Origin of the sequence: Antarctobacter jejuensis (assembly GCF_052266595.1) — a bacterium.
GTDB classification, from domain to species: domain Bacteria; phylum Pseudomonadota; class Alphaproteobacteria; order Rhodobacterales; family Rhodobacteraceae; genus Antarctobacter; species Antarctobacter jejuensis.
On sequence record NZ_JBQQXJ010000009.1, the window covers coordinates 133,571 to 158,511 of the forward strand.

At 65.2% G+C, this 24,941-nt stretch carries 23 protein-coding genes; 7 read left to right on the plus strand and 16 right to left on the minus strand.

Annotated features, from left to right (window positions below):
• Positions 1-31: 31 nt before the first annotated feature.
• Together ACTXGA_RS14700 and fnrL are read right to left on the minus strand one after the other, a co-directional pair.
• Positions 32-955 carry a PhzF family phenazine biosynthesis protein gene (locus ACTXGA_RS14700; protein WP_443394879.1) on the minus strand — a complete coding sequence of 308 codons (924 nt, stop codon included), beginning with the start codon at positions 953-955 and terminating at the stop codon, positions 32-34.
• Positions 939-1,688, minus strand: coding sequence for a transcriptional regulator FnrL (gene fnrL, locus ACTXGA_RS14705; protein WP_443394881.1), 750 nt, complete (start codon positions 1,686-1,688; stop codon positions 939-941). Before fnrL ends, ACTXGA_RS14700 begins: the two co-directional genes overlap by 17 nt.
• A gap of 63 nt (positions 1,689-1,751) precedes the next feature.
• On the opposite strand from fnrL, the gene hemN reads away from it, so the two are divergent.
• Positions 1,752-3,107, plus strand: a complete 1,356-nt coding sequence (hemN, locus tag ACTXGA_RS14710; RefSeq protein ID WP_443394883.1) for an oxygen-independent coproporphyrinogen III oxidase — start codon at positions 1,752-1,754, stop codon at positions 3,105-3,107.
• A 30-nt stretch (positions 3,108-3,137) separates the two neighbouring features.
• Here hemN and ACTXGA_RS14715 read toward each other — a convergent pair whose 3' ends face one another.
• The 6 genes from ACTXGA_RS14715 to ACTXGA_RS14740 all read right to left on the minus strand — a co-directional run bounded on the left by ACTXGA_RS14715 (position 3,138) and on the right by ACTXGA_RS14740 (position 8,060).
• On the minus strand, positions 3,138-3,827 hold the full coding sequence (locus tag ACTXGA_RS14715) for an ABC transporter ATP-binding protein (RefSeq protein WP_443394885.1): 690 nt from the start codon (positions 3,825-3,827) through the stop codon (positions 3,138-3,140).
• Positions 3,824-4,573, minus strand: a complete 750-nt coding sequence (locus tag ACTXGA_RS14720) for an ABC transporter ATP-binding protein (protein WP_443394887.1) — start codon at positions 4,571-4,573, stop codon at positions 3,824-3,826. Before ACTXGA_RS14720 ends, ACTXGA_RS14715 begins: the two co-directional genes overlap by 4 nt.
• On the minus strand, positions 4,566-5,549 hold the full coding sequence (locus tag ACTXGA_RS14725; RefSeq protein WP_443394889.1) for a branched-chain amino acid ABC transporter permease: 984 nt from the start codon (positions 5,547-5,549) through the stop codon (positions 4,566-4,568). Before ACTXGA_RS14725 ends, ACTXGA_RS14720 begins: the two co-directional genes overlap by 8 nt.
• Before the next feature lie 115 nt (positions 5,550-5,664).
• The gene (locus tag ACTXGA_RS14730; protein ID WP_443394891.1) at positions 5,665-6,585 is read right to left on the minus strand and encodes a branched-chain amino acid ABC transporter permease; all 921 of its coding nucleotides are present in this window, start codon (positions 6,583-6,585) and stop codon (positions 5,665-5,667) included.
• 68 nt (positions 6,586-6,653) lie between these two features.
• On the minus strand, positions 6,654-7,790 hold the full coding sequence (locus ACTXGA_RS14735; protein WP_443394893.1) for an ABC transporter substrate-binding protein: 1,137 nt from the start codon (positions 7,788-7,790) through the stop codon (positions 6,654-6,656).
• 33 nt (positions 7,791-7,823) lie between these two features.
• A complete protein-coding gene (locus tag ACTXGA_RS14740) occupies positions 7,824-8,060 on the minus strand; it encodes an Lrp/AsnC ligand binding domain-containing protein (RefSeq protein ID WP_443394895.1) in 237 nt (78 codons plus the stop codon).
• 128 nt (positions 8,061-8,188) lie between these two features.
• Between ACTXGA_RS14740 and ACTXGA_RS14745 the strand changes: the two genes are divergently transcribed.
• The gene (locus ACTXGA_RS14745; protein WP_443394896.1) at positions 8,189-8,974 is read left to right on the plus strand and encodes an SDR family NAD(P)-dependent oxidoreductase; all 786 of its coding nucleotides are present in this window, start codon (positions 8,189-8,191) and stop codon (positions 8,972-8,974) included.
• Between the two features lie 9 nt (positions 8,975-8,983).
• On the plus strand, positions 8,984-9,838 hold the full coding sequence (locus tag ACTXGA_RS14750) for an SMP-30/gluconolactonase/LRE family protein (RefSeq protein WP_443394898.1): 855 nt from the start codon (positions 8,984-8,986) through the stop codon (positions 9,836-9,838).
• A gap of 168 nt (positions 9,839-10,006) precedes the next feature.
• Here the strand turns inward: ACTXGA_RS14750 and ACTXGA_RS14755 are convergent, their stop codons facing one another.
• Positions 10,007-10,762, minus strand: a complete 756-nt coding sequence (locus tag ACTXGA_RS14755) for a VPLPA-CTERM sorting domain-containing protein (RefSeq protein WP_443394899.1) — start codon at positions 10,760-10,762, stop codon at positions 10,007-10,009.
• 437 nt (positions 10,763-11,199) lie between these two features.
• Here ACTXGA_RS14755 and tsaA point away from each other — a divergent pair, with 437 nt between their 5' ends.
• Positions 11,200-11,697 (plus strand): tRNA (N6-threonylcarbamoyladenosine(37)-N6)-methyltransferase TrmO, encoded by a 498-nt coding sequence (gene tsaA / locus ACTXGA_RS14760; protein WP_443394901.1) that lies wholly within the window; start codon positions 11,200-11,202, stop codon positions 11,695-11,697.
• Here tsaA and ACTXGA_RS14765 read toward each other — a convergent pair.
• Complete coding sequence (locus tag ACTXGA_RS14765) at positions 11,689-13,197, minus strand: malonate--CoA ligase (protein ID WP_443394903.1); 1,509 nt, start codon at positions 13,195-13,197, stop codon at positions 11,689-11,691. The two genes, tsaA and ACTXGA_RS14765, sit on opposite strands and share 9 nt — an antisense overlap.
• A gap of 63 nt (positions 13,198-13,260) precedes the next feature.
• Complete coding sequence (locus ACTXGA_RS14770; RefSeq protein WP_443394904.1) at positions 13,261-15,864, minus strand: PAS domain-containing hybrid sensor histidine kinase/response regulator; 2,604 nt, start codon at positions 15,862-15,864, stop codon at positions 13,261-13,263.
• A 264-nt stretch (positions 15,865-16,128) separates the two neighbouring features.
• Between ACTXGA_RS14770 and ACTXGA_RS14775 the strand changes: the two genes are divergently transcribed.
• Positions 16,129-16,731, plus strand: coding sequence for a response regulator (locus ACTXGA_RS14775; protein ID WP_443394906.1), 603 nt, complete (start codon positions 16,129-16,131; stop codon positions 16,729-16,731).
• A gap of 51 nt (positions 16,732-16,782) precedes the next feature.
• Here the strand turns inward: ACTXGA_RS14775 and ACTXGA_RS14780 are convergent, their stop codons facing one another.
• Both ACTXGA_RS14780 and ileS read right to left on the minus strand, forming a co-directional pair.
• Complete coding sequence (locus ACTXGA_RS14780) at positions 16,783-17,274, minus strand: histidine phosphatase family protein (RefSeq protein ID WP_443394908.1); 492 nt, start codon at positions 17,272-17,274, stop codon at positions 16,783-16,785.
• A gap of 128 nt (positions 17,275-17,402) precedes the next feature.
• On the minus strand, positions 17,403-20,312 hold the full coding sequence (gene ileS, locus ACTXGA_RS14785; protein ID WP_443394910.1) for an isoleucine--tRNA ligase: 2,910 nt from the start codon (positions 20,310-20,312) through the stop codon (positions 17,403-17,405).
• A gap of 402 nt (positions 20,313-20,714) precedes the next feature.
• Here ileS and ACTXGA_RS14790 point away from each other — a divergent pair, with 402 nt between their 5' ends.
• Positions 20,715-21,101, plus strand: coding sequence for a hypothetical protein (locus ACTXGA_RS14790; protein WP_443394911.1), 387 nt, complete (start codon positions 20,715-20,717; stop codon positions 21,099-21,101).
• 31 nt (positions 21,102-21,132) lie between these two features.
• On the opposite strand, the gene ACTXGA_RS14795 is transcribed toward ACTXGA_RS14790, so the two are convergent.
• Positions 21,133-21,600, minus strand: a complete 468-nt coding sequence (locus ACTXGA_RS14795; RefSeq protein WP_443394913.1) for a DUF2269 family protein — start codon at positions 21,598-21,600, stop codon at positions 21,133-21,135.
• Positions 21,600-22,904 (minus strand): SDR family oxidoreductase, encoded by a 1,305-nt coding sequence (locus ACTXGA_RS14800; RefSeq protein ID WP_443394915.1) that lies wholly within the window; start codon positions 22,902-22,904, stop codon positions 21,600-21,602. Before ACTXGA_RS14800 ends, ACTXGA_RS14795 begins: the two co-directional genes overlap by 1 nt.
• Positions 22,905-23,035: 131 nt before the next feature.
• Here ACTXGA_RS14800 and ACTXGA_RS14805 point away from each other — a divergent pair, with 131 nt between their 5' ends.
• The gene (locus ACTXGA_RS14805; protein ID WP_443394917.1) at positions 23,036-24,220 is read left to right on the plus strand and encodes an FAD-dependent oxidoreductase; all 1,185 of its coding nucleotides are present in this window, start codon (positions 23,036-23,038) and stop codon (positions 24,218-24,220) included.
• Here the strand turns inward: ACTXGA_RS14805 and ACTXGA_RS14810 are convergent.
• Entirely contained in the window at positions 24,217-24,933 is a 717-nt protein-coding gene (locus ACTXGA_RS14810) for a VIT1/CCC1 transporter family protein (RefSeq protein WP_443394919.1), read from the minus strand. The two genes, ACTXGA_RS14805 and ACTXGA_RS14810, sit on opposite strands and share 4 nt — an antisense overlap.
• Between the last annotated feature and the right edge of the window lie 8 nt (positions 24,934-24,941).

The window sequence follows — 24,941 nt, forward strand, 5'->3', positions numbered from 1 at the left end:
CGCCCCGCCCGCCGTCCCACCTTTGCCAATATCAAATGTCGGGGGGCGTGATCCGTCCCTGGCTGATCGGCACCGACGGGCCCTGCACATATACGGCCGTCAGCTTGCCCTCTTCGACCGCGATGCGCAGTCCGATCTGGCTGGGCCGGCCCATATCCGCCCCCTGTTCCAGGGTCAGACGCGTTTCGCCATCGCGCAGCGCGCCCGAGGCCAGAAGCTGCGCCGCCAGAATGGCAGAGGCAGAGCCGGTGGCCGGATCCTCGGCAATGCCGTCACCGGGGGCAAACATGCGCGCGGAAAAATCCACCTGTTGATCCGGCGCATATATATAAAGCATCTCCATCCCGGTCGCGGCGCAAAGCCGCTCCCATGCGCTGCCGTTGGGCCGCGCCGCCGCCAGCGCCGCGCGATTCTTGAGCGGCGCATAGGCAAATGTAGGCCCGCCCTGCCAGATTGCCGGGCAATGCCCGTCAAACCCGATCTCTTCGGCGGTCAGTCCCAGCGCCTCTGCAATTGCGGTCTCATCGGGCATCCGCGCGCCCTCGACCGCGTGCGGGATTACCGGTCCGCGAAACTCCGCACCGACACGACCGTCGCGGCGCCAGACCTGAACGGGAACCAGCCCGGCCACCTCTTCCAGCGTGATCTCGGTCTCGAAATCGCCGTCCCCCTGCGCCGCACAGGCCAGATGGATGGCGCATCCGATGGTGGGATGCCCGGCAAAGGGGATTTCATCTGTGGGAAAGAAGATGCGCACACTGGCCGTATGCGCCGGGTCCTTGGGCCGCCGGACAAAAATCGTCTCCGACAGGTTGAATTCGCGGGCGATGGTCTGCATCGCCCGATCGCTCAACCCGTCCGCGTTTTCCACGATGGCCAGCGGATTGCCGGCGAAAGGCGTTTCGGTAAAGACGTCGCAGGTGACAAAAGGCAGGGCCTCAGACAAGCAGCCCACCGTCCGCGTCGTCGCCCGCCTCTTCCATCAGGCGGGCCATGTCGGGAACGATGACGTGGCGCTTGCCCTCAAGCTTGATCACCCCGTCCTTTTTCAGCGCCGAGATCTGGCGGCTGACGGTTTCAAGCGTCAGGCCAAGGTAATCGGCCATCGCCTCGCGCGTCAGCGGCAGGTCAAACACAACCCCTGCGTCCGTCGCGCCCCGCGCGTTCAGCGTGGCATCGCGGCGGGCAATGATCGACAACAGCGATGCGATCTTTTCCCGCGCCGTCTTGCGCCCCAGAACCAGCATCCATTCGCGGGCGGCATCCAGCTCGTCCAGCGTCATCTCCAGCAGGCGCTGGGCGATATGCGGCGTGCGCTGCATCATCTCTTCGAATGGCGACCTGCGGAAACAGCACATCACAAGATCGGTGGTCGCCACCACGTCATAGGCGGCGACATTCCGGCCCGGGCGGCCGACGAAATCGCTGGGCAGCAACAGGCCCACCATCTGAGTGCGCCCATCTTCCATCGCCTGGCTCAGGGTGGCGATCCCGGACACCACGGAGCCAAGGAAATCCATGCGGTCCCCGGCCCAGATGATCGACTGGCCGGCCTCGAACCTGCGATAATACTTGATCTGCTCCAGACGCTCCAACTCGTCCGTTTCGCAACGGGCGCAAACGGCCCTGTGGCGGATCGGGCAGTCCCCGCAATCCGGACTCACCGAAAGGCTCCGTTCATTCAGCATCTCACTGCCCCACTTTGATCTGCGTCAAGGCCCCGGCTTTTCCGGCCCCCTAACTCTACGGTCATGACAAACCGAACACAACTTGCGCGGCTGGGTCTATTTGACGCCAAGGTTCCGCGATATACATCGTACCCCACCGCGCCGCATTTCGACGGTGACGTCGGGCCTGCGCTGTATCGGGAATGGATTTCGTCCCTCCCTGAAGATGGCGACATATCACTTTATTTGCATGTTCCATTTTGCCGCAGGCTGTGCTGGTTCTGTGCCTGCCGCACGCAGGGCACCGCCACATTGGGTCCGGTTGAGGCCTATGTCGGCACCCTGGAAGAGGAACTGGCGCTCTTGCGGGCGGCATTGCCGCGCGGGGTCAAGCTGTCGCGCCTGCATTGGGGCGGCGGGACGCCCACGCTCTTGTCGCCCGACCTGATGAAACGCCTGATCGCCGCAGTTCGCGACGTCGCCGATTTCGCAGAGAATGCCGAATTCTCGGTCGAGATCGACCCCAACGAGTTGGACGATGCCCGCCTCGATGCGCTGGCCGAAGGCGGCATGAACCGCGCCTCCATCGGTGTGCAGGACTTTGATCCTGAAATTCAAGAGCTTATCGGCCGCGAACAGGGCTATGATCTGACCAAGCGCGCGGTCGAAATGATCCGCGAACGCGGCGTGCAGAGCCTCAATGCAGACATCCTTTTTGGTCTGCCAAACCAGACCGGCGTGCGCATCACCGAAACCGTGCAGAAGCTGCTCAGCTTCGCCCCCGACCGGGTGGCGCTCTATGGCTATGCGCATGTGCCGTGGATGGCCAAACGCCAGCAGATGATCCCTTCGGACGCGCTGCCCACCCCGCAGGAACGGCTGGACCTGTTCGAGACCGCCCGCAAGCTCTTTGTCTGGGACGGCTACAAGGAAATCGGCATCGACCATTTCGCCGCACCCGATGACGGGCTGGCCGTTGCGCAGAAAAGCGGCACCCTGCGCCGAAATTTCCAGGGCTACACCGATGACACCTCAGAGGTGCTGATCGGCGTCGGCGCTTCGTCGATTTCCAAGTTCCCGCAAGGCTTTGCCCAGAACGCCTCCAGCACGTCGAAACACGTCGCGGCCATCCGGTCCGGACAGTTTTCCACCGCGCGCGGCCATGCCTTCAAGGGGCAGGATCTCATGCGCGGGCGGCTGATCGAGGCGCTGATGTGTGACTTCCGCATCGACGCGGCAGAGATAACGGAGTGTTTCGACATCTCCCGGCAGGAGTTGTTCGCCATGTTCCGGCGGATCAATGGTGAATTCGAAAACCTGCTGCAGGTGACGGAGGATGGCCTCTTCATCCCGCAGGCGGCCCGCCCGCTGACCCGAATCGTGGCGCGGTCCTTCGACGCCTACGGTCTCAGCAAGGCAGGACACTCCAGCGCCATCTGACCTCTAGGGCAGGGGGCACAGGCCCCCCGCTCACACGCCCAGATACCGATGCGCCAGATCCGGCGCCAAGGCGTCCAGCGCCCCTTCCCAGACCGTGCGCCCCCGGTTCAGGATCACGCCCCGGTCCGCCACCGCCGTCAGTTCCTTCAGGCTCTTGTCGATGATCAGGATGGCAAGGCCGGATTCGCGCTTCAGCCGCCCCACCGCCTGCCAGATCTCGGCCCGGATCAGCGGGGCCAGCCCCTCTGTCGCCTCGTCAAGGATCAGGAGCCGGGGATTGGTCATCAGCGCCCGCCCGATCGCCAGCATCTGCTGTTCGCCTCCCGACAGCGACCGCGCCACCTGGTCCCGCCGTTCGTCCAGCCGCGGGAACAACTGCCCCACCGCCGCCGCATCCCAGTCCCCGTCGCGCGCCGCCGCCTGCAGGTTTTCCCGCACGGTCAGATCGGCAAAACAGCGGCGTCCCTCCGGCACCAGCCCGATGCCCCGCCGCGCCGCGCGATGCGACGGCAGGGGCATCAGATCCTGCCCGTCAAAGCGGATCATCCCGGCGCCGCGCAGCATCCGGCAGATGCATTTCACGGTTGTGCTCTTGCCCATGCCGTTGCGCCCCATCAGGGCCACGACCTCACCGGCGGCAACCTCCAGATCGACACCGAACAGCGCCTGGCTGGCGCCGTAACGCGCTTCCAGACCCGCGACCTGCAACAGCGCGCTCATGCGGCGTCCCCCAGATAGGCCTCGCGCACGGCGGGATCCCTGCGGATCTCGTCCACCGTCCCGCTGGCGATCACCAGGCCATAGACCAGCACGCTGATCCGGTCGGCCAGGGCAAAGACCGCGTCCATGTCATGTTCCACCAGCAGGATCGGCGCCTCGGCCCGCAACCCGTCCAGCAACCCGGTCAACCGCGCCGACCCCTCGGTGCCCAGCCCCGCCATCGGTTCATCCATGACAAAACACCTGGGCGCCAAGGTCAGCGCCACCGCCACCTCCAACTGCCGCCGCTGCCCGTGCGACAGTTCCGCCACCCGCATCCGCGCCACATCCGCCAGCCCGACCCGCTCCAGCGCGGCCTCGGCCCGGTCGCGCAGGGCGCGGTCCCGCAGCACCGGACGAAACAGCCCGAACCCCCGCCCGGATGCCCCAAGAGCGCCCAGAACCGCGTTCTGCAAAACGATGTCCTCCATCGCCAACTGGCTGATCTGAAAAGTCCGCGCCAGCCCGGCACGCGCCCGCGCCTGCACCGTCAGACCGGTGACATCGACGCCGCCCAGCCGCACCTGCCCGCTATCGGGGCGCAGCGCCCCGCTGATCTGGCCGATCAGGGTCGACTTGCCCGCGCCATTGGGCCCGATCACCGCGTGGATCTCACCGGGATGCAGCGAAACCGACACCGCATCGCTGGCCTGCAGCGCACCAAAGGCCTTGGACAGCCCCCGGGTTTCCAGCACCGGCTCAGTCATGGACCCGCGCCTTCCCGGCCAAGAGCCCGATCACCCCGCCGCGCCCGAACAGGACGATCAGCAACAAGAGCAGGCCGAACCAGATGTGCCAGTAATCCGACATCCCGCCCAGGTAATGTTCCAGCACCACGAACAACACCGCCCCCACCACCGGGCCAAACAGCCGCGCTGTGCCGCCGATGATGATGAAAACGATGAACTCCCCCGACAGCTGCCAACTGAACATGGAGGGAGAGACAAAGCGGTTCAGATCCGCAAACAGCGCCCCCGCCAACCCGGTGATCGCGCCCGAAATCACGAAGGCCAGCAGCCGCAGGCGAAACGGGTCCAGCCCCACCGCCCGCGCCCGCTCCGGCACCTGCCGGGCGGCGTTCAGCGCCAGCCCAAAGGGCGCGCGCGCCAGCAGGGACTGGAACCCCAGCGCAAGACACAGCGCCACGAAACACAGGCCATAAAACTGCACCGGCACCAGCGTGTTCAACCCCGGAAAACCGTTGCGCACATAGATCGACATGCCGTCCTCGCCGCCATAGGCCGACCAGGAAATCGCGAAATAGTAAAACATCTGCCCAAAGGCGAGCGTGATCATGATGAAATAGACGCCGCTGGTCCGCAGCGACAGCAAACCGATCCCCAGCGCCGCCAGCGCCGAGGCGACCACCGCCACCAGCCAGATCACCGGCATCGACTTGGTCCCCTCGATCACGAAGGGCCACTCGAACAACGGCACGTAATTCTGCGCATGAAAGGCAAGGATCCCCATGGCATAGCCGCCAATGCCAAAAAACACCGCATGCCCAAGGCTCACCAGCCCGCCGATCCCCAGCGCGATGTTCAGCCCCACGGCGGCCAGAGACAGGATCACCGCCCGCGTGGCCAGCGTGATGGTGAACGGCTCATCCGCCATATGCGCATACAGCGGCAGCGCGATCAGCCCCGCCAGCACGGCCAGATTGAACAGACCTTCCCGGCTCATGTGCCGTTCCTTCCCGGCAGCACCCGGCGCCCGGTTTCTTTGGGCTGAAAATACCTCGGGGGGGGCGTCACGCATGTGACGGCGGGGGCAGAGCCCCCAACCTGCGCCAGTTGTCTCATGCGCGCGCTCCGAACAGTCCCGTGGGGCGCCAGATCAGCACCATCGCCATCAGGATGTAGATCGCCATCGACGACAGCGACGCCCCGGTTTGCGTCGCCGCCGCTGGGGCCATGAACAGCTTGAACAGTTCCGGCAGGAAAACGGACCCCAACCGGTCCGTCAGCCCCACCAGCAGCGCCCCCACCAGCGCACCCTTGATGGACCCGATCCCGCCAATCACGATGGTGACAAAGGCAAGGATCAGCACCGGCTCTCCCATCCCCACCTGCACCGACTGGATCGCGCCGACCAGCGCGCCCGCCAACCCGGCCAGCGCGGCCCCCAGCGCAAAGACAAAGGTATACAGCCGGTCGATATCCACGCCGAGTGCCGCAATCATCTCGCGGTCGTTTTCCCCGGCGCGGATCTGCACCCCGATCCGCGTCCGCGCAATCAGCCAGAACAGCCCCGCCGCCACGACCAGCCCGACTAGGATCAGCGTCAGCCGGTACAGCGGATACTGGATGCCAAAGGGCAGGGTGACCGGCCCGGCCAGCGCCTCGGGCACATTCAGGTACAGCGGGAAAGACCCGAACAGCCACCGCGTGCCCTCGGAAAAGATCAGGATCAGCGCAAATGTCGCCAGCACCTGATCCAGATGGTCGCGATCATACAGCCGCCGGATCACCACCAACTCGATCAGCGCGCCCGCCGCCGCCGCCCCCGCCAGTGCCGCCACCAGTCCCAGAACAAACGACCCCGTCGCCGCCGCCACCGCCGCCGCGCAGAACGCGCCGACCATGTAAAGCGACCCATGCGCAAGGTTGATCAGCCCCATGACGCCGAAAATCAGCGTCAGGCCAGCGGCCATCAGGAACAGCATGATGCCGAACTGCAGACCGTTCAGGACCTGCTCGGCGATGAGGATCAGGGACATGTGGTGGATTTACCTTCGATGCGCACGCGCGCGGGGGGCAGGCGGCACGCCGCCCGCCCCCTTTGTCGTCACATCTTGCAGTCTGCGCCGTAGGGATCGGCATAGTCTTCGGCGGCCGGACCAACCAGGCGGTTGGTCACCACGTCGCCCTCTTTGACCACTTCCCGCATGTAGATGGTCTGGATCGGGTGGTGGTTGGCGCCGAACTTGAACGCCCCGCGCACCGACTGGAAATCCGCCGCCTCCAGCGCCGCGCGGAAGGCATCCGCGTCATCCACATCCGCCGCAGCAGAGGCCGAAATCAGCAAGAGCGCCGTATCAAAACCCTGCGCCGCGTAGAGCGACGGCAGACGCCCGTATTTCTCGCTGAACGCGGCCACGAACTCGGCATTGCCCGGCGCGTCCAGATCCTTGGACCAATGCGCGGTGTTCTTCACACCCAGAGCGGCGTCACCGATTGCACCCAAAATCCCCTGATCAAAGGAGAACGCAGGCCCGATCACCGGCACCTCGGCCCCGGAGCCGGAGTATTGCTTCATAAAGGAAATCCCCATCCCGCCGGGCAGGAAGTAATACAGGATATCCGCGTCCGAGGCCTTGATCTGCGCAATCTCGGCGGCATAATCGGTCTGGCCCAGCTTGGTATAGACTTCCTCGGCGATCTCACCGCCAAAGCCGCGCTTGAACCCGGTGATCGCGTCCTGACCCGCCGGGTAGTTCGGCGCCATGACAAAGGCCTTCTTCGATCCATCCGCCGCCGCATAGGCGCCCGCCGCCTCGTGGAAGGCGTCATTCTGCCAGGCCACGTTGAAATAGTTCTTGTGACATCCCCGCCCGGCCAGCTGCGACGGCCCCGCGTTTGGCGACAGGTAGAACTTGCCCTGCGCGGTCACGCTTGGCACCACCGCCATGGCAAGGTTCGACCAGATGATGCCGGTCAGCACGTCCACCTTTTCCGACTGCACCAGCTTGTCCGCCAGTTGCACCGCCACGTCCGGCTTGCGCTGATCGTCCTCGATCACCACCTCGATGTCGTCGCGGCCCGACTGTTCGATCGCCAGCATGAACCCGTCGCGCACGTCGATGCCAAGGCCCGCGCCACCACCCGAAAGCGTGGTGATCATGCCCACCTTCACCTCGGCCGCAGCCGCCGTCGCCAGCGCGGCGCAAAGCGCGGCGCCAAGGCCCAAAGTCTTGAATGTCATGGTTGTCTCCCCGAATGTCAGACAGTTGTCAGACTAGAACGCGCGGAACGTCAGTGTCGTCAGCGTGCGTTCGATCCCGTCGATATCCAGCAGGTTGTCGTTGATGTATTTGCCCACGTCCTGTTCCTTGTCGATATACATCTTCAGAAGCAGGTCGTATTCGCCGCTGGTCGAATACAGCTCGGAATGGATTTCGCGCAACGCGATGTCCCCGGCCACGCGATAAGCCGTGCCCGGTCTGCACCGGATCTGGACGAAGACACAGTTCATGAAAGCCTCCTTGCCGAACTGCCCCGACTAGACCCGATAATGCGGGGCGATTCCAGCCCCTTGAACAAAGCTTGCGATTGGCGCGCGGCTTGGCGACAGTGTCCCCTGAACCATCAGGGAGGAGCGGGATGGCGGATCAGCCCATCCGTGACGCGAATTTTCCGGATCTGGCGGGCGCCTCGGTCTTTATCACCGGCGGCGGCGCGGGGATCGGGGCGGCACTGACAGAGGCGTTCCTCCAACAGGGGGCGCGCGTCGCCTTTGTGCAGCGCACCGATGTCACCGTCTTCTGCGACCGGATGGAAACCCGGCACGGCAACCGCCCGCTGTTCCTGCCCTGTGACGTCACCGATGAACCGGCCCTGCGCGCCGCCATGGCCACGGCCGCCCGCGCGCACGGCCCCATCACCGTGCTGGTCAACAACGCCGCCAACGACACCCGGCATGACACGCTGACCACCACCTCGGCGGAATGGGATGCGCTGATCGCGGTCAACCTGAAGGCCTATTTCCTCACCACCCAGATTGCCGTGCCGATGATGCAGCAGGCGGGCGGCGGGGCGATCGTGAACTTCAGCTCCATCAGCTACATGCTGGGTATGGGAGAGATGACCGCCTACACCACCGCCAATGGCGCCATCATCGCCATGACACGTGGCCATGCGCGCGAATTCGGGCGCGACGGCATCCGCGTCAACGCCGTGGCTCCCGGCTGGGTGCTGACCGACCGGCAGCTGCGGCTCTGGGCGAGTGAAGAGGCGCTGGCCGATTTCCTTGAACGCCAATGCCTTGGCCGCCACCTTGAACCCCGCGATCTGGCCGGGCCGGTGCTGTTCCTTGCCTCGCGCGCCAGCGAGATGATCACCGGACAATGCATCGCCGTCGATGGCGGTGTTGTCACCACCGCCGCCTGAGGACCCCCTATGACCCAGCCCGCAACCCTGTCCGCAACCCGCTGCATCCTTGGCGAAGGGGCGCTCTGGCACCCCGAACGCGGCAGTTTCCTGTGGTTCGACATCCTCGGCCACCGCCTCTACGAACACCGCGACGGGGCAGAGCGGCACTGGCAATTCGACCGCGCGGTTTCTGCCGCGGGCTGGATCGACGCGCAGCGCCTGCTGATCGCCTCTGAACGGGATCTCTTTATCTTCGATCTTGCGACAGGCACCGAAAGCCATCTGATCGATCTTGAGGCGGCCAACCCCGTGACCCGCTCCAACGATGGCCGCGCGGACGCTCGGGGCGGTTTCTGGATCGGCACCATGGGCTACAAGGCCGAACCGGGGGCAGGGGCGATCTACCGCTTTTACAAGGGAGAGCTGCGCCAGCTCTTTGGCCAGATCACCATCCCCAACGCCATTTGCTTTTCCCCGGACGGCGCTTTCGCCTATTTCACCGATACCCTGACCCGCGTGATCCGCCGCGTGGCGCTGGACAATGAGGGCTGGCCTGCGGGCGACCCCGAAGTGTGGCTGGACCTGACCCCAGAGGGCCTGATGCCGGACGGCGCCGTGACGGACGCGGCAGGCAACCTCTGGAATGCCCAATGGAACGCCGCCCGCGTCGCCTGCTACTCCCCCGACGGCACCTTCCTGCACGCGCTTTCCCTGCCCACGCCCCAGATCACCTGCCCCAGCTTCGGCGGCCCCGACCTGACCACCCTCCTGCTCACCTCCGCCGCCGAAGGCCGCCCGGAAGAGGACGAGGTGGCGGGCAATACCTTTGTGTTCGAAACGGAGGTGAGGGGGAGGGCCGAGCCGCGCATATACTTGGAATGACTATTCCAACGCGCCGTGCGCCAAGCCTTTCAGCCAAGCAACGCCACGTTCGCGGGCTAGCGGAATGCCTTGAACTGTGTTCGGGGTCAAAGCAGACGAATGTCTGTCCTTCACACAGTGGCAAAGGCAACTAAAGCTGCCTTTGCGTGTATTGCAGTTTTCAGGAACTCACGACGACTTGCGGCGGCGCGACACAAATCCAAGCGCGCCAAGACCGACCAGTGCCAAGGGCAATCCTGCCGGCAGCGGGACCGGCGACACAGACCCTTGATACTCGATGGCGCTATCAAGAACCGCGTACCAGTCGTTGGCCTGTGCATCGGTCCCGCCACAGCAGAAGTCCCAGCCGAGGTAGAAGAAGTCGCCAGACCCATAGTTGACGCTGTAAACCATTTCATCGCCGGGACCGCCGTAAAAGACGGTGGCTGCCGCAGGCAGTCCAGAAGTCACACTATGATAGGAACTCAGACCAGCGATCGAGGCGGGATCGTCCGCAAACGACGTGCCAGCCGTCGCGGCTTGCTTTGCCCAAGTGCGGGACGGATCATAAGAGTAGGTATACGAAATCGCCCCCCCTAGCAGCGCGTTGTGAAAACCGCTTCCGGATCCGCCCAACTGAATAATGCGACCACCGGCAGACATGAACGACTGCAGTGCAGCGATTGGCGCCGCATCTTCTGCGTCCTGTTCGATGATCAGGAAATCGACACCTGATGCAAGCGCCGCACTGTAGCCCGTGCTTGTATCCGTGTACAAAATGGATGTGTGGCCAAGCCCGTCAAGGCCCAGATGACCTGAATTAGTTCCGCCAATCACGTTGTGGGTGCCGTCAATTACACCCACGGTAGCAGCATTAGCCCCGCCGCAGATAAGGCCGACCGCACAGGCGTATGCGACGCTCTTCAGGTTCATGGAAAACTTCATCAGGCAAATCCCTCATTAATGTTTATCAAATATTTGTTACCATAGCCATTCTCATGCAGCAACGTCTGGCTGATCTATCATTCCAGCGCACAGAGGCGCCTATGCCAATGGATAGGGGGCCGCTGCCCTATTTGACTGGACGCATATTAAGCCTCGCAGTCCAATTTACCATTTTCCCGTTTAGCAAAGGATAGGGCAGGAAGCGCGCCGCCAATTAAAGTGATATCGGGCGCCAAAACTCAGCCCAAACGCGCTTGGCCCCGCACCGACAAATGGGTTTCCGTCCTCCTTTTCAGAAACCAAACCCTAACAATCCGTAAAACCGTCCCTGTAACCCCTTGAATCTACATTCCCCCTAAGCTGTCCACGCGTGGACAGCCCTCCTGCGGCCAAAATTCCACTGGCCCAAATCGGACGACACGGGCACTCTCAAACCCATGTCCTCATCCATCCACCGCGATCAGATCCGCCCCTTTGAGACCCAGGCCGACCTGCCCCCCGCCACCGACGCGGGCCTGCGCTTCATCGGCCGGATCGAGACGCCCTTTATCGTCCGCGCCGATTGCCCAAGGCAGGGCGACCCCGAAAACGGCCCCGATTGCCGCCTGATCCTCGACCCCATCTATGCCCCGGCCCTCGCAGGCCTCGACCAGTTCGAATTCATCGAAGCCCTCTATTGGCTGCACGAATCCCGGCGCGACCTGCTGACCCAAAGCCCCAAGGCCGACGGCCAGACGCGCGGCACCTTTTCGCTGCGCAGCCCGCTGCGCCCGAACCCAATCGGCACCTCCATCGTCCGCCTGATCGCTGTCGACGGCGCAACCCTGACGGTGCGCGGTCTCGACTGCCTGACCGGCACGCCGCTGCTGGATATCAAACCCTACCGCTGTTCCTACGCCGTGCAGGCCCGTGCCAAACCCGGCGTCTCACCCTGAGAACAGCCCCGCGAACCGATCCCGCAGCGCGGCCTTCTGCACCTTGCCCATGGTGTTGCGGGGCAGGGCGTCGATGACCTCCATGTGGCGCGGATGCTTGAACCGGGCCAGACGCGCCGTGACCTCCGAACCGATCCCTTCCAGATCCGGCACCGCGCCGGGCAGGGGTACCAGCACCGCCACCGGCGTCTCTCCGAAATCCGGGTGCGGAACGCCGACCACGGCGGATTCCAACACCCCCGGCTGCGCGTCCAGCAACTCCTCGATTTCCTTGGGGTAGATGTTGAACCCGCCCGAGATGATCAGATCCTTGCCGCGCCCGACGATGGTGACGTAGCCATCCGCGCTCATCATCGCCAGATCGCCGGTGATGAAGAAGCCGTTGTCGCGCAACTCGGCGGCGGTCTTCTCCGGCATCTGCCAATAGCCCTGAAACACGTTCGGCCCGCGCACCTCCAGCGTGCCGATCTCGCCGCGTGGCAGTTCTGCGCCCGCCTCGTCACAGACCTTCGCCTCGACCCCCGGCAGCGGCAGACCTACGGTGCCCGCCCGCCGGTCGCCGTCATAGGGGTTGGAGGTGCTCATGTTCGTTTCGGTCATGCCATAGCGTTCAAGGATGCGATGGCCGCAGCGCACCTCGAATTGCTTGTGCGTCTCGGCCAGCAGCGGGGCAGAACCGGAAATGAACAGACGCATGCCTTTGGTGATTTCGGCATCGAACCGGGGATTGTCCAGCAGCCGGGTGTAAAAGGTCGGCACACCCATCAGGCTGGTCGCCCGGGGCATCCAGTCCAGCATCGCGTCGGCGTGGAATTTGGGAAACAGCACCATCGAGGCCCCGGCGGCAAGGATCACGTTTGTCGCCACAAAGAGCCCATGGGTGTGAAAGATCGGCAAGGCGTGCAGCAGCACGTCATCGCCCGTGAACCGCCAGAGATCGACCAAGGTCAGCGCATTGGACAGCAGGTTGTCCTGACTGAGCATTGCGCCCTTGGATCGCCCCGTGGTGCCAGAGGTATAGAGGAAAGCCGCCAGATCCCCCGCCGCGCGCGCCTCGACCGGGCAGGACGTCGGGGCCATATCCGCGCGACGGCCAAGGCTGCCGCCCTCCGGCCCCAGTGTTTCACACAGCGCGCCGCAACGCGCGGCCACCGGGGCCAGCCCCTCTTGCCGCGCAGGATCGCAGATCAGCACGCGTGCGCCCGAATTCTCGACGAAATAGGAAATCTCGTCCGGCGTATAGCCGGTGTTCAAGGGCAGAAAGACAACTCCTGCCTGAATGCAGCCAAAGACCAGCGCCAAGGCGTCCGGGCATTTTTCGACCTGCATGGCCAGCCGGTCCCCCGGCGTCAGCCCCAACTCCCGCACGGCCCCGGCAAACTGCGCTACACGCGCCACGAAGGCGGCGTAGCTGATCGTTTTGCCATCGGGCAGGTACAGGAACACCTTGTCGTTGGCCGATTGATGGCCCAGCAGCCTGTCGTATAGTGGGTTGGTCATTGGGATCTCCTGCGCTGTCGCGCCGTTCTTACCCCTCTGGTCGCCAAGGGGTAAAGCACCTGATCAACCGGTGGGTGGCGCGGTCAGGGTGCGCTCTTTCAGCAGTTGGCGCGTGGCCAGCCATGTATCGGACAATGGCCCCGCCCGGGCCGAGACCGCGCTGACATCGCCGTCAAGCGCGGCTTCGTGGATGGTCCGCAAGATGCTGTTCAGCCGAACCGCGCCAACCACACCGGCAGAGCCCGCCATGCGGTGCGCGTCGACCGAAATCTGCCGCAGGGCCGCGGGGCCCTCGGCAATCGACTGCGGCAAGGCGTCGGCGAATGCGGTCATCTCACGCAGAAAGGTGTCATGTGCGTGGCCGAACAATGTGGCCGAAAGCTCCTTTTGCATTTCCTGCAGGTGCTTTTCATCAATCAGCACGCCGTTGGACGCGGCCTCTACGGGCAGGGCGACACCGTGTTCGTGGTCATTCAGCGCCTCTGACAGGGCGCCGCGGATGGAATCGACGCTGAGCGGTTTGATCAGCACCGTCTGCATCCCCGCGGCCCGGAATTTCTGGATTTCGCTGGGCAGGGCATGCGCGGTCGTGGCGATGATCGGGGTCTCTGCGTTTGTGCCCCCGCCGGACCGAATGGCGCGCGAAACCTCGACGCCATCCATACCCGGCATGGAGATATCCATCAGGATCAGGTCAAAGGCGCGGGCGGTGGCCCGGTGCAGGGCGATTTCGCCATCCGCGGCGGTGATGACGCTATGTCCGTCCCGCTCCAGCAGTTCCGTGGCGACGACACGGTTCACCTCATTGTCCTCGACCAGCAGGATGTCCATCCGCGGGGACCTGGGCAAGGCACTATGCTTTTCCTCGGGCGGGACGATATCCGGCATGTGGGCCGGTCTGGACAGGGGCAGGCGCAGCCAGAACAGGCTGCCATCGCCGGGTTCGCTTTCGACCCCCATTTCGCCGTTCATGGCAGAGGCCAGACGCTGCGAAATCCCAAGCCCCAGCCCGGTGCCTGAGGTATTGCGCGTGTAGGAGCTGTCGATGGTGACGAAATCGCCAAAGATGCGGTCCAGATCGTCCTCGGCGATGCCGATGCCTGTATCGGTGACGCGGATTTCGACATCATCCAGTCCGGCGGAACAGTCCGCTTCGATGACGACATTGCCGTTCGAGGTGAACTTGATCGCGTTGCTGACAAGGTTCAGCAGGATCTGGCGCAGGCGGTCCGGGTCGCCATAGACCTCATGCAGGACCGGGTTGGGCGGCGACAGGCTCAGCCGGTTTCCCCGCGACTGCGCGCGCTGCGCCTGATTGTCGATGATCTCTTCCAGCAGGGCGACAAGGTCAAACTGCGCCCGGCGCGGCGTCAGCTTGCCCGCGTCCAGCCGGGAGATATCCAGCACGTCATTCACATGGCCCAGCAGCACCCGGCCCGAATCGCGGATGATCCGCAGGTACCGCTGGTGGCGGGAATCCAGTCGCTCCGGTTCGAACAGTTCCAGCGTCCCCAGCATCCCGTTCAGCGGCGTGCGCATTTCGTGGCTCATGACGGCCAGCAGTTCCGCCTTTTGCTTTTCGCCCGCGATCGCGCGGTCGCGGGCCTGTTTCAGCGCCACCTCGCTGCTGACCCGGGCCGAGATGTCGCGCAGGAAGGCGATGAAGATTTCGCCCTCCGGGCTCTGCGCGCGGGTCAGGGACATTTCCACCGGGATCTGGGTGCCGTCCTGTCGACAGGCCTCCAGCCTGACCGGGCCAAGCCCGATGAACCTTTGCGTTCCGAACCGGCGATAGCGGCGCATCCCGTTCCGGTGGGCCTCACGCAGGGAGGTGGGAATGACCAGATCCGCCATGTCCTGCCCGATCGCCTCGGCGCGGGAATAGCCGAACACATTTTCGGCCGCCCCGTTGAAATCGATCAGGCGACCGGCGCTGTCGCAGACCAGGACTGCGTCAAATGACGTAGAGAGAATCGTTTCGATCCGTTCCCGGGTTTCCCGGTTTTCGCGTGCCTCGGCGTCGCTGCGGCGGGCAAGGTGGAACAGCGCAAAGGCCAGAACCGCCAGCAGGGACACCAGCGCGACGGTCAGGAAGCCCAGCCGGATCAGGCTTTGCGCAAGGCTGGCGCGCTGGATGTCCCCGAACCGCGAAAAATGGTCGACACCGGTCAGCGTCGCCTCACGGACCACGCTGCGGATCGCCGAGGCAGATTGTGTCAGCTGCGGCAGGGCGGCGCGCAGGGCGTCATCCGGCCCGTCGATGAAGGGCAGCAAGGCATCCCGGAACTCGGTGATCTGGCGCGTCTTTTCCGACATGCCGTCGAGGCCGTTGAGCGTGGCAAAGCGGTCAGCCTGCGTCAGCGTGGTCACCCGGCTGTAGAACACGTCATAGCGCAGGCGCACCGCCTCCAGCGTCCCGTCGCCTGTGCTGGCCTCCAGCGCCGCGATCTGCAGCGCCATCAGTTCGACCTCGGCCTGGCCAAGCGTCCATTGCATGTTGTCGGCGGCAGAGGCGGCAAGCCTTTGAACCTGTTGCCGCAAATCCAGAACCAGCAGGGCGATGGCGGTCAGCATCACAAGCACCACAAGCAGCGCGATCATCCACCTCCAGAGCGTCAGATCGGTCAGCCGGAACGGCCGCTGCAAGGGGGTGAGAAGGCGCTTCATGTAGAGGGGATCAGGGGCATGCGGGGCCGGTTCATCGCGGTTTCAGACCGTGCCACGGGCCCCTGCGCGGCCGTGGCACGCACCTTGGAGCCGGCTGGTGTTCGCGCCGTTGTCTGGTAAGGTTTCCGCAACGGCACCTGCTGTACATTCCCTCAAACGCTTGGACCCTCAACTATACTGGGCTAATTAACATATGACACAAGCGATGTGAAACTTCGGCAATTGCCGTTAGACTGTGTTCTGAGCGGTCGAGAGGAAAAAGGTATGCGCATTCTGGTTGCGGATGACCACGATCTGGTCAGGGATACGATCGCGGCTTATCTGAACACGGACGACGTGGATGAGGTCAAGGCCGTGGCGACGCTGCAGGATGCGGTTGCCCTGGCGCGTGACAGCGGCAGTTTCGATCTTGTCCTGCTGGACTACAACATGCCGGGCATGAACGGTCTGGACGGTCTGGCCGAAATGCGGGCCGCCAATGGCGGTCGTCCCGTGGCCATCCTGTCCGGCAGCGCCACCCGTGAGGTGGCGACAGCGGCGCTGAAGGCCGGGGCACAGGGGTTCATCCCCAAAACCCTGAGCGCGCGCACCCTGCTGACTGCCGCCCGATTCATGGCGGCGGGCGAAATCTACACCCCCATCGATTTCCTCAAGCCGTCCGGCGATGACGGCGCCATGAACCTGACCAAACGGGAGCATGAGGTGCTGCGCGGCATTTGCGAAGGCAAGGCAAACAAGGAAATCGCGCGCGATCTCGACCTGCAAGAAGTGACCGTCAAACTGCACGTCAAGACCCTCAGCCGCAAGCTGGAGGCGCGCAACCGCACCCACGCGGCGATGATCGCCCGGGACAAGGGGCTGGTCTGAACAGACCGGCGCAGCCATCCTCCCGCGCTCAGACGTCTTCGAAAAATCCGCTTACTGCGGCCCGTAGCGCCGCCGTTCGATCGTGACGCGCCCTTGCGCGTCTGACCGCACGATATGCAAATCGCCGTATTCGAGGGGGCTCGGCTCCGACAGGCCCAGATCCTCCCAGATCGTCGCGATATTGCCCTTGTTGCCGATCCAGATCAGCGTTTTGCCCGCCCCGGCCCGCACCAGACCGCCAGTGGGGGCCTCCTGCGGCAGACGGTTGACCGCCAATCCGCGCGCCTTGGACAGCGGCGCGGCGGTGTCGAGGTTGCGCTGGATGCCGGGGCTATAGATCAGGTCGACCTGAAACTCCTGCACCGCTGTGACCAGCGCCCGCGCCCGTTCGCGGCCCCGGGCGTTCAGGTCTGCGCCATCGCGGTCCGCGTGGCGGGTGACGATCAGGGTCGAATTGGGGGCCAGCGCCAGACCCTTCCCCGGCGCCATGCCGCAGGCGGGCACAAGCGCGCAAACGCCCAGCAGGAAAAAACGTCTGTTCATCGGGTCCCTCGTTCGTGCTTTTTCAGCAAGCCTAGCGCGCAGTTGACCCTTGGGCAACCAACGGGGGAGGGACGGCACACCCCGCTTGGAAAAAGGGCCGGAACCCTCTCGGATCCCGGCCCCGGCAATCAGCCCAACGCGTCGTTGCACCGTTTGCAGGTGCCCGGATGGCTGTGTGTGCCCACATCCGGCAGGATCTTCCAGCAGCGCTGACATTTCGCGCCATCGGCCTTTTCAAAGACCACGGTCACCCCGTCCACTTCCGGCAGGCGGAACGCCTCCGACGGAGAGGGATCGCCGGTCAGCGAGATGGCCGAGGTGATGCAGACGTCCTCGAAGGCGACGGATTTCAGCGCCGTCAGCATGTCGGCATCGCGCACATGCACCATGGGCGCGGCCTCCAGCGAAGCACCGATCACCTTTTCGGTCCGCTGAACCTCCAGCGCGGCGGTCACCGCCCGGCGCGCGCGACGCACCATCTGCCACTTGGCCGCCAGCGGCTCATCCAGCCAGTCGGCAGGCGTTTCCGGGATATCCTGCAGGTGGACAGAGCTGTCATCACCCGGGAACCGCTCCAGCCAGACCTCTTCCATGGTGAACACCAGGATCGGCGCCAGCCAGGTGGTCAGGCGGTGGAACAGCAGGTCCATCACCGTCCGCGCGGCACGGCGGCGCAGCGTGTCACCGTCGCAATACAGCGCATCCTTGCGGATATCGAAGTAGAAGGCCGACAGTTCCAGCGTGCAGAAGTTGAACAACTGCTGGAACACGCCCTGGAAGTCATAGGCCGCATAACCCGCGCGCACCGCGTGATCCAATTCCGCCATGCGGTGCAGGATATAGCGTTCCAGTTCCGGCATGTCGGCAGGCGCAACGCGCTGATCCTCGGAGAAATGCGACACCGCGCCCAGCATGTAGCGCATGGTGTTGCGCAGGCGGCGATAGCTGTCGGCAACGCCTTTCAGGATTTCCGGCCCGATGCGCTGATCGGCGGTGTAATCGGTCTGCGCCACCCACAGACGCAGGATATCCGCGCCGTACTGCTTGACCACCTCGTCCGGCACGATGGTATTGCCAAGCGATTTGGACATCTTGTTGCCCTTCTCGTCCAGCGTGAACCCGTGGGTCAGCACGCCGCGATAGGGCGCACGGCCCAGCGTGCCGCAGGCCTGCAACATCGACGAGTGGAACCAGCCGCGGTGCTGGTCGGTGCCTTCCAGATACAGATCCGCAATGCCGTCCTCGGACCCGTCCGGGCGGTCGCGCAGCACAAAGGCATGGGTCGAGCCGGAGTCGAACCAGACGTCAAGGATGTCGAACACCTGATCCCAGTCGTCGGCGTTATAGTCACTGCCAAGGAAGCGTTCCTTGGCGCCCTCCTTGTACCACGCGTCCGCGCCTTCGGCCTCGAAGGCCTCGTTGATGCGGGCATTCACGGCCGGGTCGCGCAACAGGAAGTCCGGATCGGTCGGCAGGGCGCCTTTCTTGGTAAAGCAGGTCAGCGGCACGCCCCACGCGCGCTGACGCGACAGCACCCAGTCGGGCCGCGCCTCGATCATGGAATAGAGGCGGTTGCGCCCGGTCTTCGGCGTCCATGTCACCAGCTTGTCGATGCTGGTCAGGGCACGTTCGCGGATCGTGGTGCCATAGTCGTCCTGCCCGTCGCCCACGGGGCGGTCGACGGCGGCAAACCACTGCGGCGTGTTGCGGTAGATCACCGGCGCCTTGGAGCGCCAGGAATGCGGATAGCTGTGCTTGATCTTGCCGCGTGCCATCAGCCCGCCAACCTCGACCAGCTTGTCGATGACGGTCTTGTTGGCGTTGCCCTCCTTGCCCTTGCGGTCAAGGATGTAGGTGCCGCCAAAGAACGGCAGGTCAGCGCGGAAACCGCCATCGTCCATCACGTTGTAGGTGATGACCTGATCCAGCATCCCCAGCCCGCGATAAAGCTCGTATTCCTCCATCCCGTGGCTGGGCGCACAGTGGACAAAGCCGGTGCCTTCCTCGTCGGTGACGAAATCGGCAGCGCGGAAATCGCGCGGCTCATCCCACTCGCCATTTGCGCCCTCGGCCCCGGCCAGCGGATGCGCAAGGCTCAGACCCGCCAGTTCATCGGTCGGCACGTCGCGCACGCGGGTCCACTGATCATCGTTCAGGCGCGCCTTGGCAAAGGTCTGCGCGGCGAGTTTGTCGGCGAGGAGGAATTTCTCACCCACGTTCAGCCAGCATTCCTCGGGCGTGCCCGTGACCTCATACAGGCCATAGTCATAGCCCGCGCCATAGACGACCGCCTTGTTCGACGGGATCGTCCAGGGTGTGGTGGTCCAGATCACGACTTTGGCGCCGGCCAGATCACCGTCGCCCAGCACCTTGAACTTCACCCAGATGGTAAAGCTTTCCTTGTCGTGATACTCAACCTCCGCCTCGGCCAGCGCGGTCTTTTCCACCGGCGACCACATCACCGGCTTGGAGCCCTGGTACAGCGTCCCGTTCATCAGGAACTTCTGGAATTCCTCGGCGATCACCCGTTCGGCGTGGAAATTCATCGTCAGGTAGGGATCGGCCCAGTTGCCGGTCACACCCAGACGCTTGAACTCATCGCGCTGGACGTCGATCCAGCCCTCGGCGAACTTGCGGCATTCCTGACGGAAATCGACCACGTCGACCTCGTCCTTGTTCTTGCCCTTCTTGCGGTACTGCTCTTCGATTTTCCATTCGATCGGCAGGCCGTGGCAGTCCCATCCGGGGATGTACCGCGCGTCCTTGCCCATCATCTGCTGCGACCGGACGATGAAATCCTTCAGCACCTTGTTCAGCGCATGGCCGATGTGCAGATGGCCGTTCGCATAGGGAGGGCCGTCATGCAGGGTAAAGCTCTGGCGGCCGTCCTTTTCGCGCAGACGGTCGTAGATGCCGATCTGCGCCCAGCGGTCCAGCCAGCCGGGTTCACGCTTGGGCAGGCCCGCGCGCATCGGGAAATCGGTCTTCGGAAGGGACAGGGTGTCCTTGTAGTCGGGCAGGGTGGTGTCGGCGCACATGTGTGGCGTCCTTCGGATCGGTCTGTCAGATTATCGGTGAAGGGGCGGCGTGAGGTCTCAAACGCCTTGTCCCGGCGGCTCGAATGCTCAGAGCGCCGGGCATGTAATTCGGATAATGATCGCAAAGCACGTCATGTCGTCGGCGTTATAGGGCGTGGCGGCGCGGGCGTCCAGAGGATGCGCAATCCGGCGGGAACCTGCCGCAGGCTGCGCGGGAATTGGCCGTCTCAGGGCCCTCACGCGCCCCCCTGCGCTGGAACCTGCCAAGGCAAAAGCCCTGTTTTGGCAAGGGATTACCGACAAACAGCCCAAAGGCGCCCGCCCCCTTGGCGGCGGGCACGCGGCGCCCGATCTTTCCCTCATGGCGTCGACCTCAGCGACGCGTCTCAGGAGGACAAGACAATGGCCTATGAAACTCAGGACCCGTATCTGCGCCGGACCGAACAGATCTATCGCAACACCGACGGTCTGGACAATCGCTACACCACCCGGCCGCGCGGCAGCAACGCCTCGGCCATCGGCATCGCGGCGGCGCTGATCGTCGCCATCGCGGTGATCTCGGTGATCGCGCTCGGCTCGTCGGTGACGACCGAACCGGTCAATGCGCCGGACGCGACAACCACCAACATCACCGTCCAGCCGGACACCACCGGTCCGGCGGAAATGACCCCCGCGCCGGAAACCACCGCCCCCGCGGCCCCGGTCGCCCCCTCGGCGGATCCGGCACCGGGCACCGTCGCCCCGCAGGAAGACCCCGCGCCGGAGGCAACCGCCCCCGCCGCCAATTGATCCCGCTTCGCCCGGCGCCTGAAACGGCGCTCTAGAACGGGCGCGCCAGCATCAGCCACAGGATCGCGGCGACGGCGAAAAACGCCGGAAACCCGCAGGCGAACCAGATGCGGAACAGACGGAAATAGCGCGGCGGCAGGGGCGTGTTCCCCGCCGCCGCCTCTCGCGCCAGATCGCGCAGCCGGATCTGGATCCAGACCACCGGCAGCCAGAACAATCCCGTCACCACGTACAGGATCAGCGACAGGGCGACCCAGCCTTCGGTCAGCGGCCAGCCGATGCCGCGTGCCAGCAGGTAGCCGGTGACCGGCTGCGCCACCACCGCCGTCGCGGTGAAAACCGTATCGGCCAACACCACCACCCCGGCGGTATGGGCGATCAACACCGCATCCCGCGTGCGATGCGCCATCAGCATGAAAAACGCGATGCCGGCACCCGTGCCGAACAGCACCGCCGCGCCGACCACATGCAGCCAGCGCAAGACCATCAGCCAGTCCATCAGCGCTCCTCCAACAACACCCAGGTCACCAGCGCCAGCACCATCGCCGGCAGCACCTTGACCAGCGGTCCCAGCGGATCTGCCCACATCGCGGGGGTAAAGATCGTGGCCGAGACAAGGTAGATCAGCGAGACCCCGACCATCTCCAGACAGGCCAGCCGCGCGGTGGGCCGATAAAGGATCGACAAGGCCAGCGCCAGGTCGACAAAGGACCAGAAAGCCACGCTGATCCGGGCCAGCCCGCGCGACCATCCAACGGCGGTCAGATGATCCGCCGCCGCCCCGATCTGCCACAGCCCGATCAATCCCGACAGCGCCCAGAACAGCGACAGCACCGCCACGCAGATCGGCATCAACAGCGCCGCACGCGCCTGCAGCCGGTGCTCTGCCCCAAGCGTCATCCCCTGCAACGTGTCCGTCAGCGGCGACAGTGCGCCAAAGCGCATCCGCCACGGCGCGGGATCGCCCGTCACCCCGTCGCGCAACACGGTGATCGCGGTCGTGCGCAGCGGACTGCGCCACCCCAACCGGCCCAGCCCGTCCGCCACACGCCCCACCAGGGGCAACAGCGCGGCAGGCAGGGTCAGTCGCAGGCGCGCCGGGGCAAAGCCCAGCGCGTGCCGGTGGTCCGCCACAACCCGGTGCAGCGGCTGCGACTCATCCTCCACAAGGTCAAAGACCGCGCCATCGGGCAGGTCGCCATCGACCGCGGCGCGCACCGCCTCTGCCACCTCGTCCAGCGCCACGCTCTGCACCGGGCTGTCCGGCAGGGCGAGCGGCTGTATCAGCGGCACCGCCGCCAGCATCCGCAGCAGCATCGTCCCGCCATAGGCCCCGCGCGCCAGCACCAGACCGGGCCGCAGGATCACATGCCGCGCACCAGACCCCGCCAGCGCCACGTCGCCACGCCCCTTGCTGGACATGAAGGCGGTCTTGGCCGCGGGCGATGCGCCAACCGCAGACACCTGCACCACCCGCACGCCGCTTTGCGCCGCCGCCGCCCCCAGCGCCGCAAGCGCATGGTGATGCAGCGCCTCAAGGTCATTGCCCGGTGTGTCCTGCAGCGATCCGGCGCAATTGACCACCGCCCCGACGCCCTCCAGCAGGGCCGCCCAATCGCCGCTTTCGGTCAATTGCGCCATGTCGCAGTGCCGGAACGGCAGATCCGGCAGCACCCGTCGCGCCATATCGGCAGAGCGGCCCGCCGCAATCACCCGATGGCCCGCGTCACGCAGGGACCGGCAGACGGCGCTGCCGATCAGCCCGTAGGCGCCAAGCACAAGGACGGTCTGCGGTTGGGTCATGTGGCTCTCCTTTTGGGGCCAAGTGATCCGGCATTGGCCCGCGGCTGTCCAGCCCCCCAGGCGGACCCCTGCGGCAGTGCGTCCCTTGCCTTGCGGCGGCGCGCTTTGTTTGGTGCGCAGGGGAGGATGTCATGGCCCAGACCATGGAAATTGCGATTGCCGGCGCCGGTATGGGCGGGCTGGCCGTGGCCACGGCGCTGCGGCAGGCCGGACATCGCGTGGTGGTCTTTGATCAGTTCGATCAGCCCGCGCCGGTCGGCTCCGGTCTGGTGGTGCAGCCGGTCGGGCTGGAGGTGCTGCAGCGGTTGGGCGCGGATACCAGCGCGCTGGCCAGCGGCAACCGCATTCACCGGATGCTGGGGCATGAGGTCTCGACCGGAAAACCGGTGCTGGACGTGACTTATGACGCGCCCGGCGATCCGCGCTTTGGCCTCGCCATCCACCGCGCCGCGCTGTTTCAGGCGCTTCATGACGCGGCCCTGGCTGCGGGGGTGGAAATCACGCCCTCCCACCGCGTCACCGGGCGCGACGGCAAACATCTGCTGTTCGAAACCGGGCGCGCGGGCCCCTTTGCCGCCATCATCGACGCCACCGGCGCGGGCTCTCCCCTCTCGCCGATGCAGGCCCGCCCGCTTGGCTACGGTGCGCTCTGGGGCACGGTCGAATGGCCCGCAGAGGCCGGGCTGCCCCGCAACGAATTGCGGCAGGCCTACCGCCGTGCGGACCGGATGCTGGGTGTGCTGCCGGTCGGACAGATTCCGGGGCAGGAGGGGTTCCGCGCCTCGATCTTCTGGTCGCTGCCCGCGGACGGCCACGCGGACTGGATGGCGCGCGGGCTGGAGGCGTGGAAGGACGAGGCCATCGCCCATTGGCCGGATTTCTCGCCCTTCATCACGCAGATCACCGCGCCCGAGCAGATGACCATGGCGCGCTACACCCACGGCACCCTGCGCCGCCCGTTCGAGGACGGCGTGATCTACATCGGCGACGCCGCCCACCGCGCCAGCCCGCAGCTGGGGCAGGGGGCGAACATGGCCCTGCTTGACGCATGGGCCTTTGCGCGGGCGCTGGAACAGGCGCGCGGGGACGTGGCGCTGGCCGCGCAATGGTACGCGCAGGCGCGGCGCTGGCACGTGCGCGGCTACCAGTTGATGTCGCGCCTCTTCACGCCGCAATACCAGTCCGACAGCCGGATCCTGCCCCGCCTGCGCGACCGGGTGTTCTATCCGCTTTCCACGATGCCGCCCCTGCCGAACGTCCTGACCCGGCTGGTCTGCGGCGACCTGCTGCCGCCCTTGGGCTCGCTGACCCCTTAGCCGAACAGCGATCCGACGTAATAGGCGATTCCCGCCGCCACGCCGCCAATCGCCAGCGTCTCCAGCCCGGACCGCCACCACGGCGCCAGCGACCAGATGCTTTTCAGCGATCCGATCGCGAAAAAGGTCACGCCGACCAGCACGCTGGCCACGGTAAACGCATTGGGTATCCCAAAGACAAAGGGCACCAGCGGCACGGCCCCCGCCACCAAAAAGGCCGCAAAAGTCACCAACGCCGCGCGAAACGGATGCGGGTCCACCGCGCCGATGCCGTATTCGCCTTCCAGCATGGTATCGATCCAGACGCCGTGATTGTGCGCGATCTGCTCCACCGCCTCGTCCAGCGTCTGCCCGGACAGCCCCTTTTGCACGAGGATGGCGCGCAATTCCGCGCGCTCGCCGTCCGGATACAGCCGGATGTGGCGCTCTTCGACCTCGCGCAGGCGAGCGCGGTTGTCGCGCTCTGCCTTGGTGGCCGAATAGTTGCCCGCCGCCATGGAAAACCCGTCGGCCAGCACATTGGCCAGCCCCAGCGCCACGATCACGAAGGGCGACAGCCCCGCGCCCGCCACGCCCGCCACGATGGCAAAGGTCGTCACCGCGCCGTCGATTGCCCCATAGACCACGTCGCGCAGATCGCCCCGTCCGGGGGGATTGGCTAGGCGTTCGGCGATCTCGGCCTCGGTGTGGCCGTGGTCTGCGGGCTTGGACATGGGGCGCT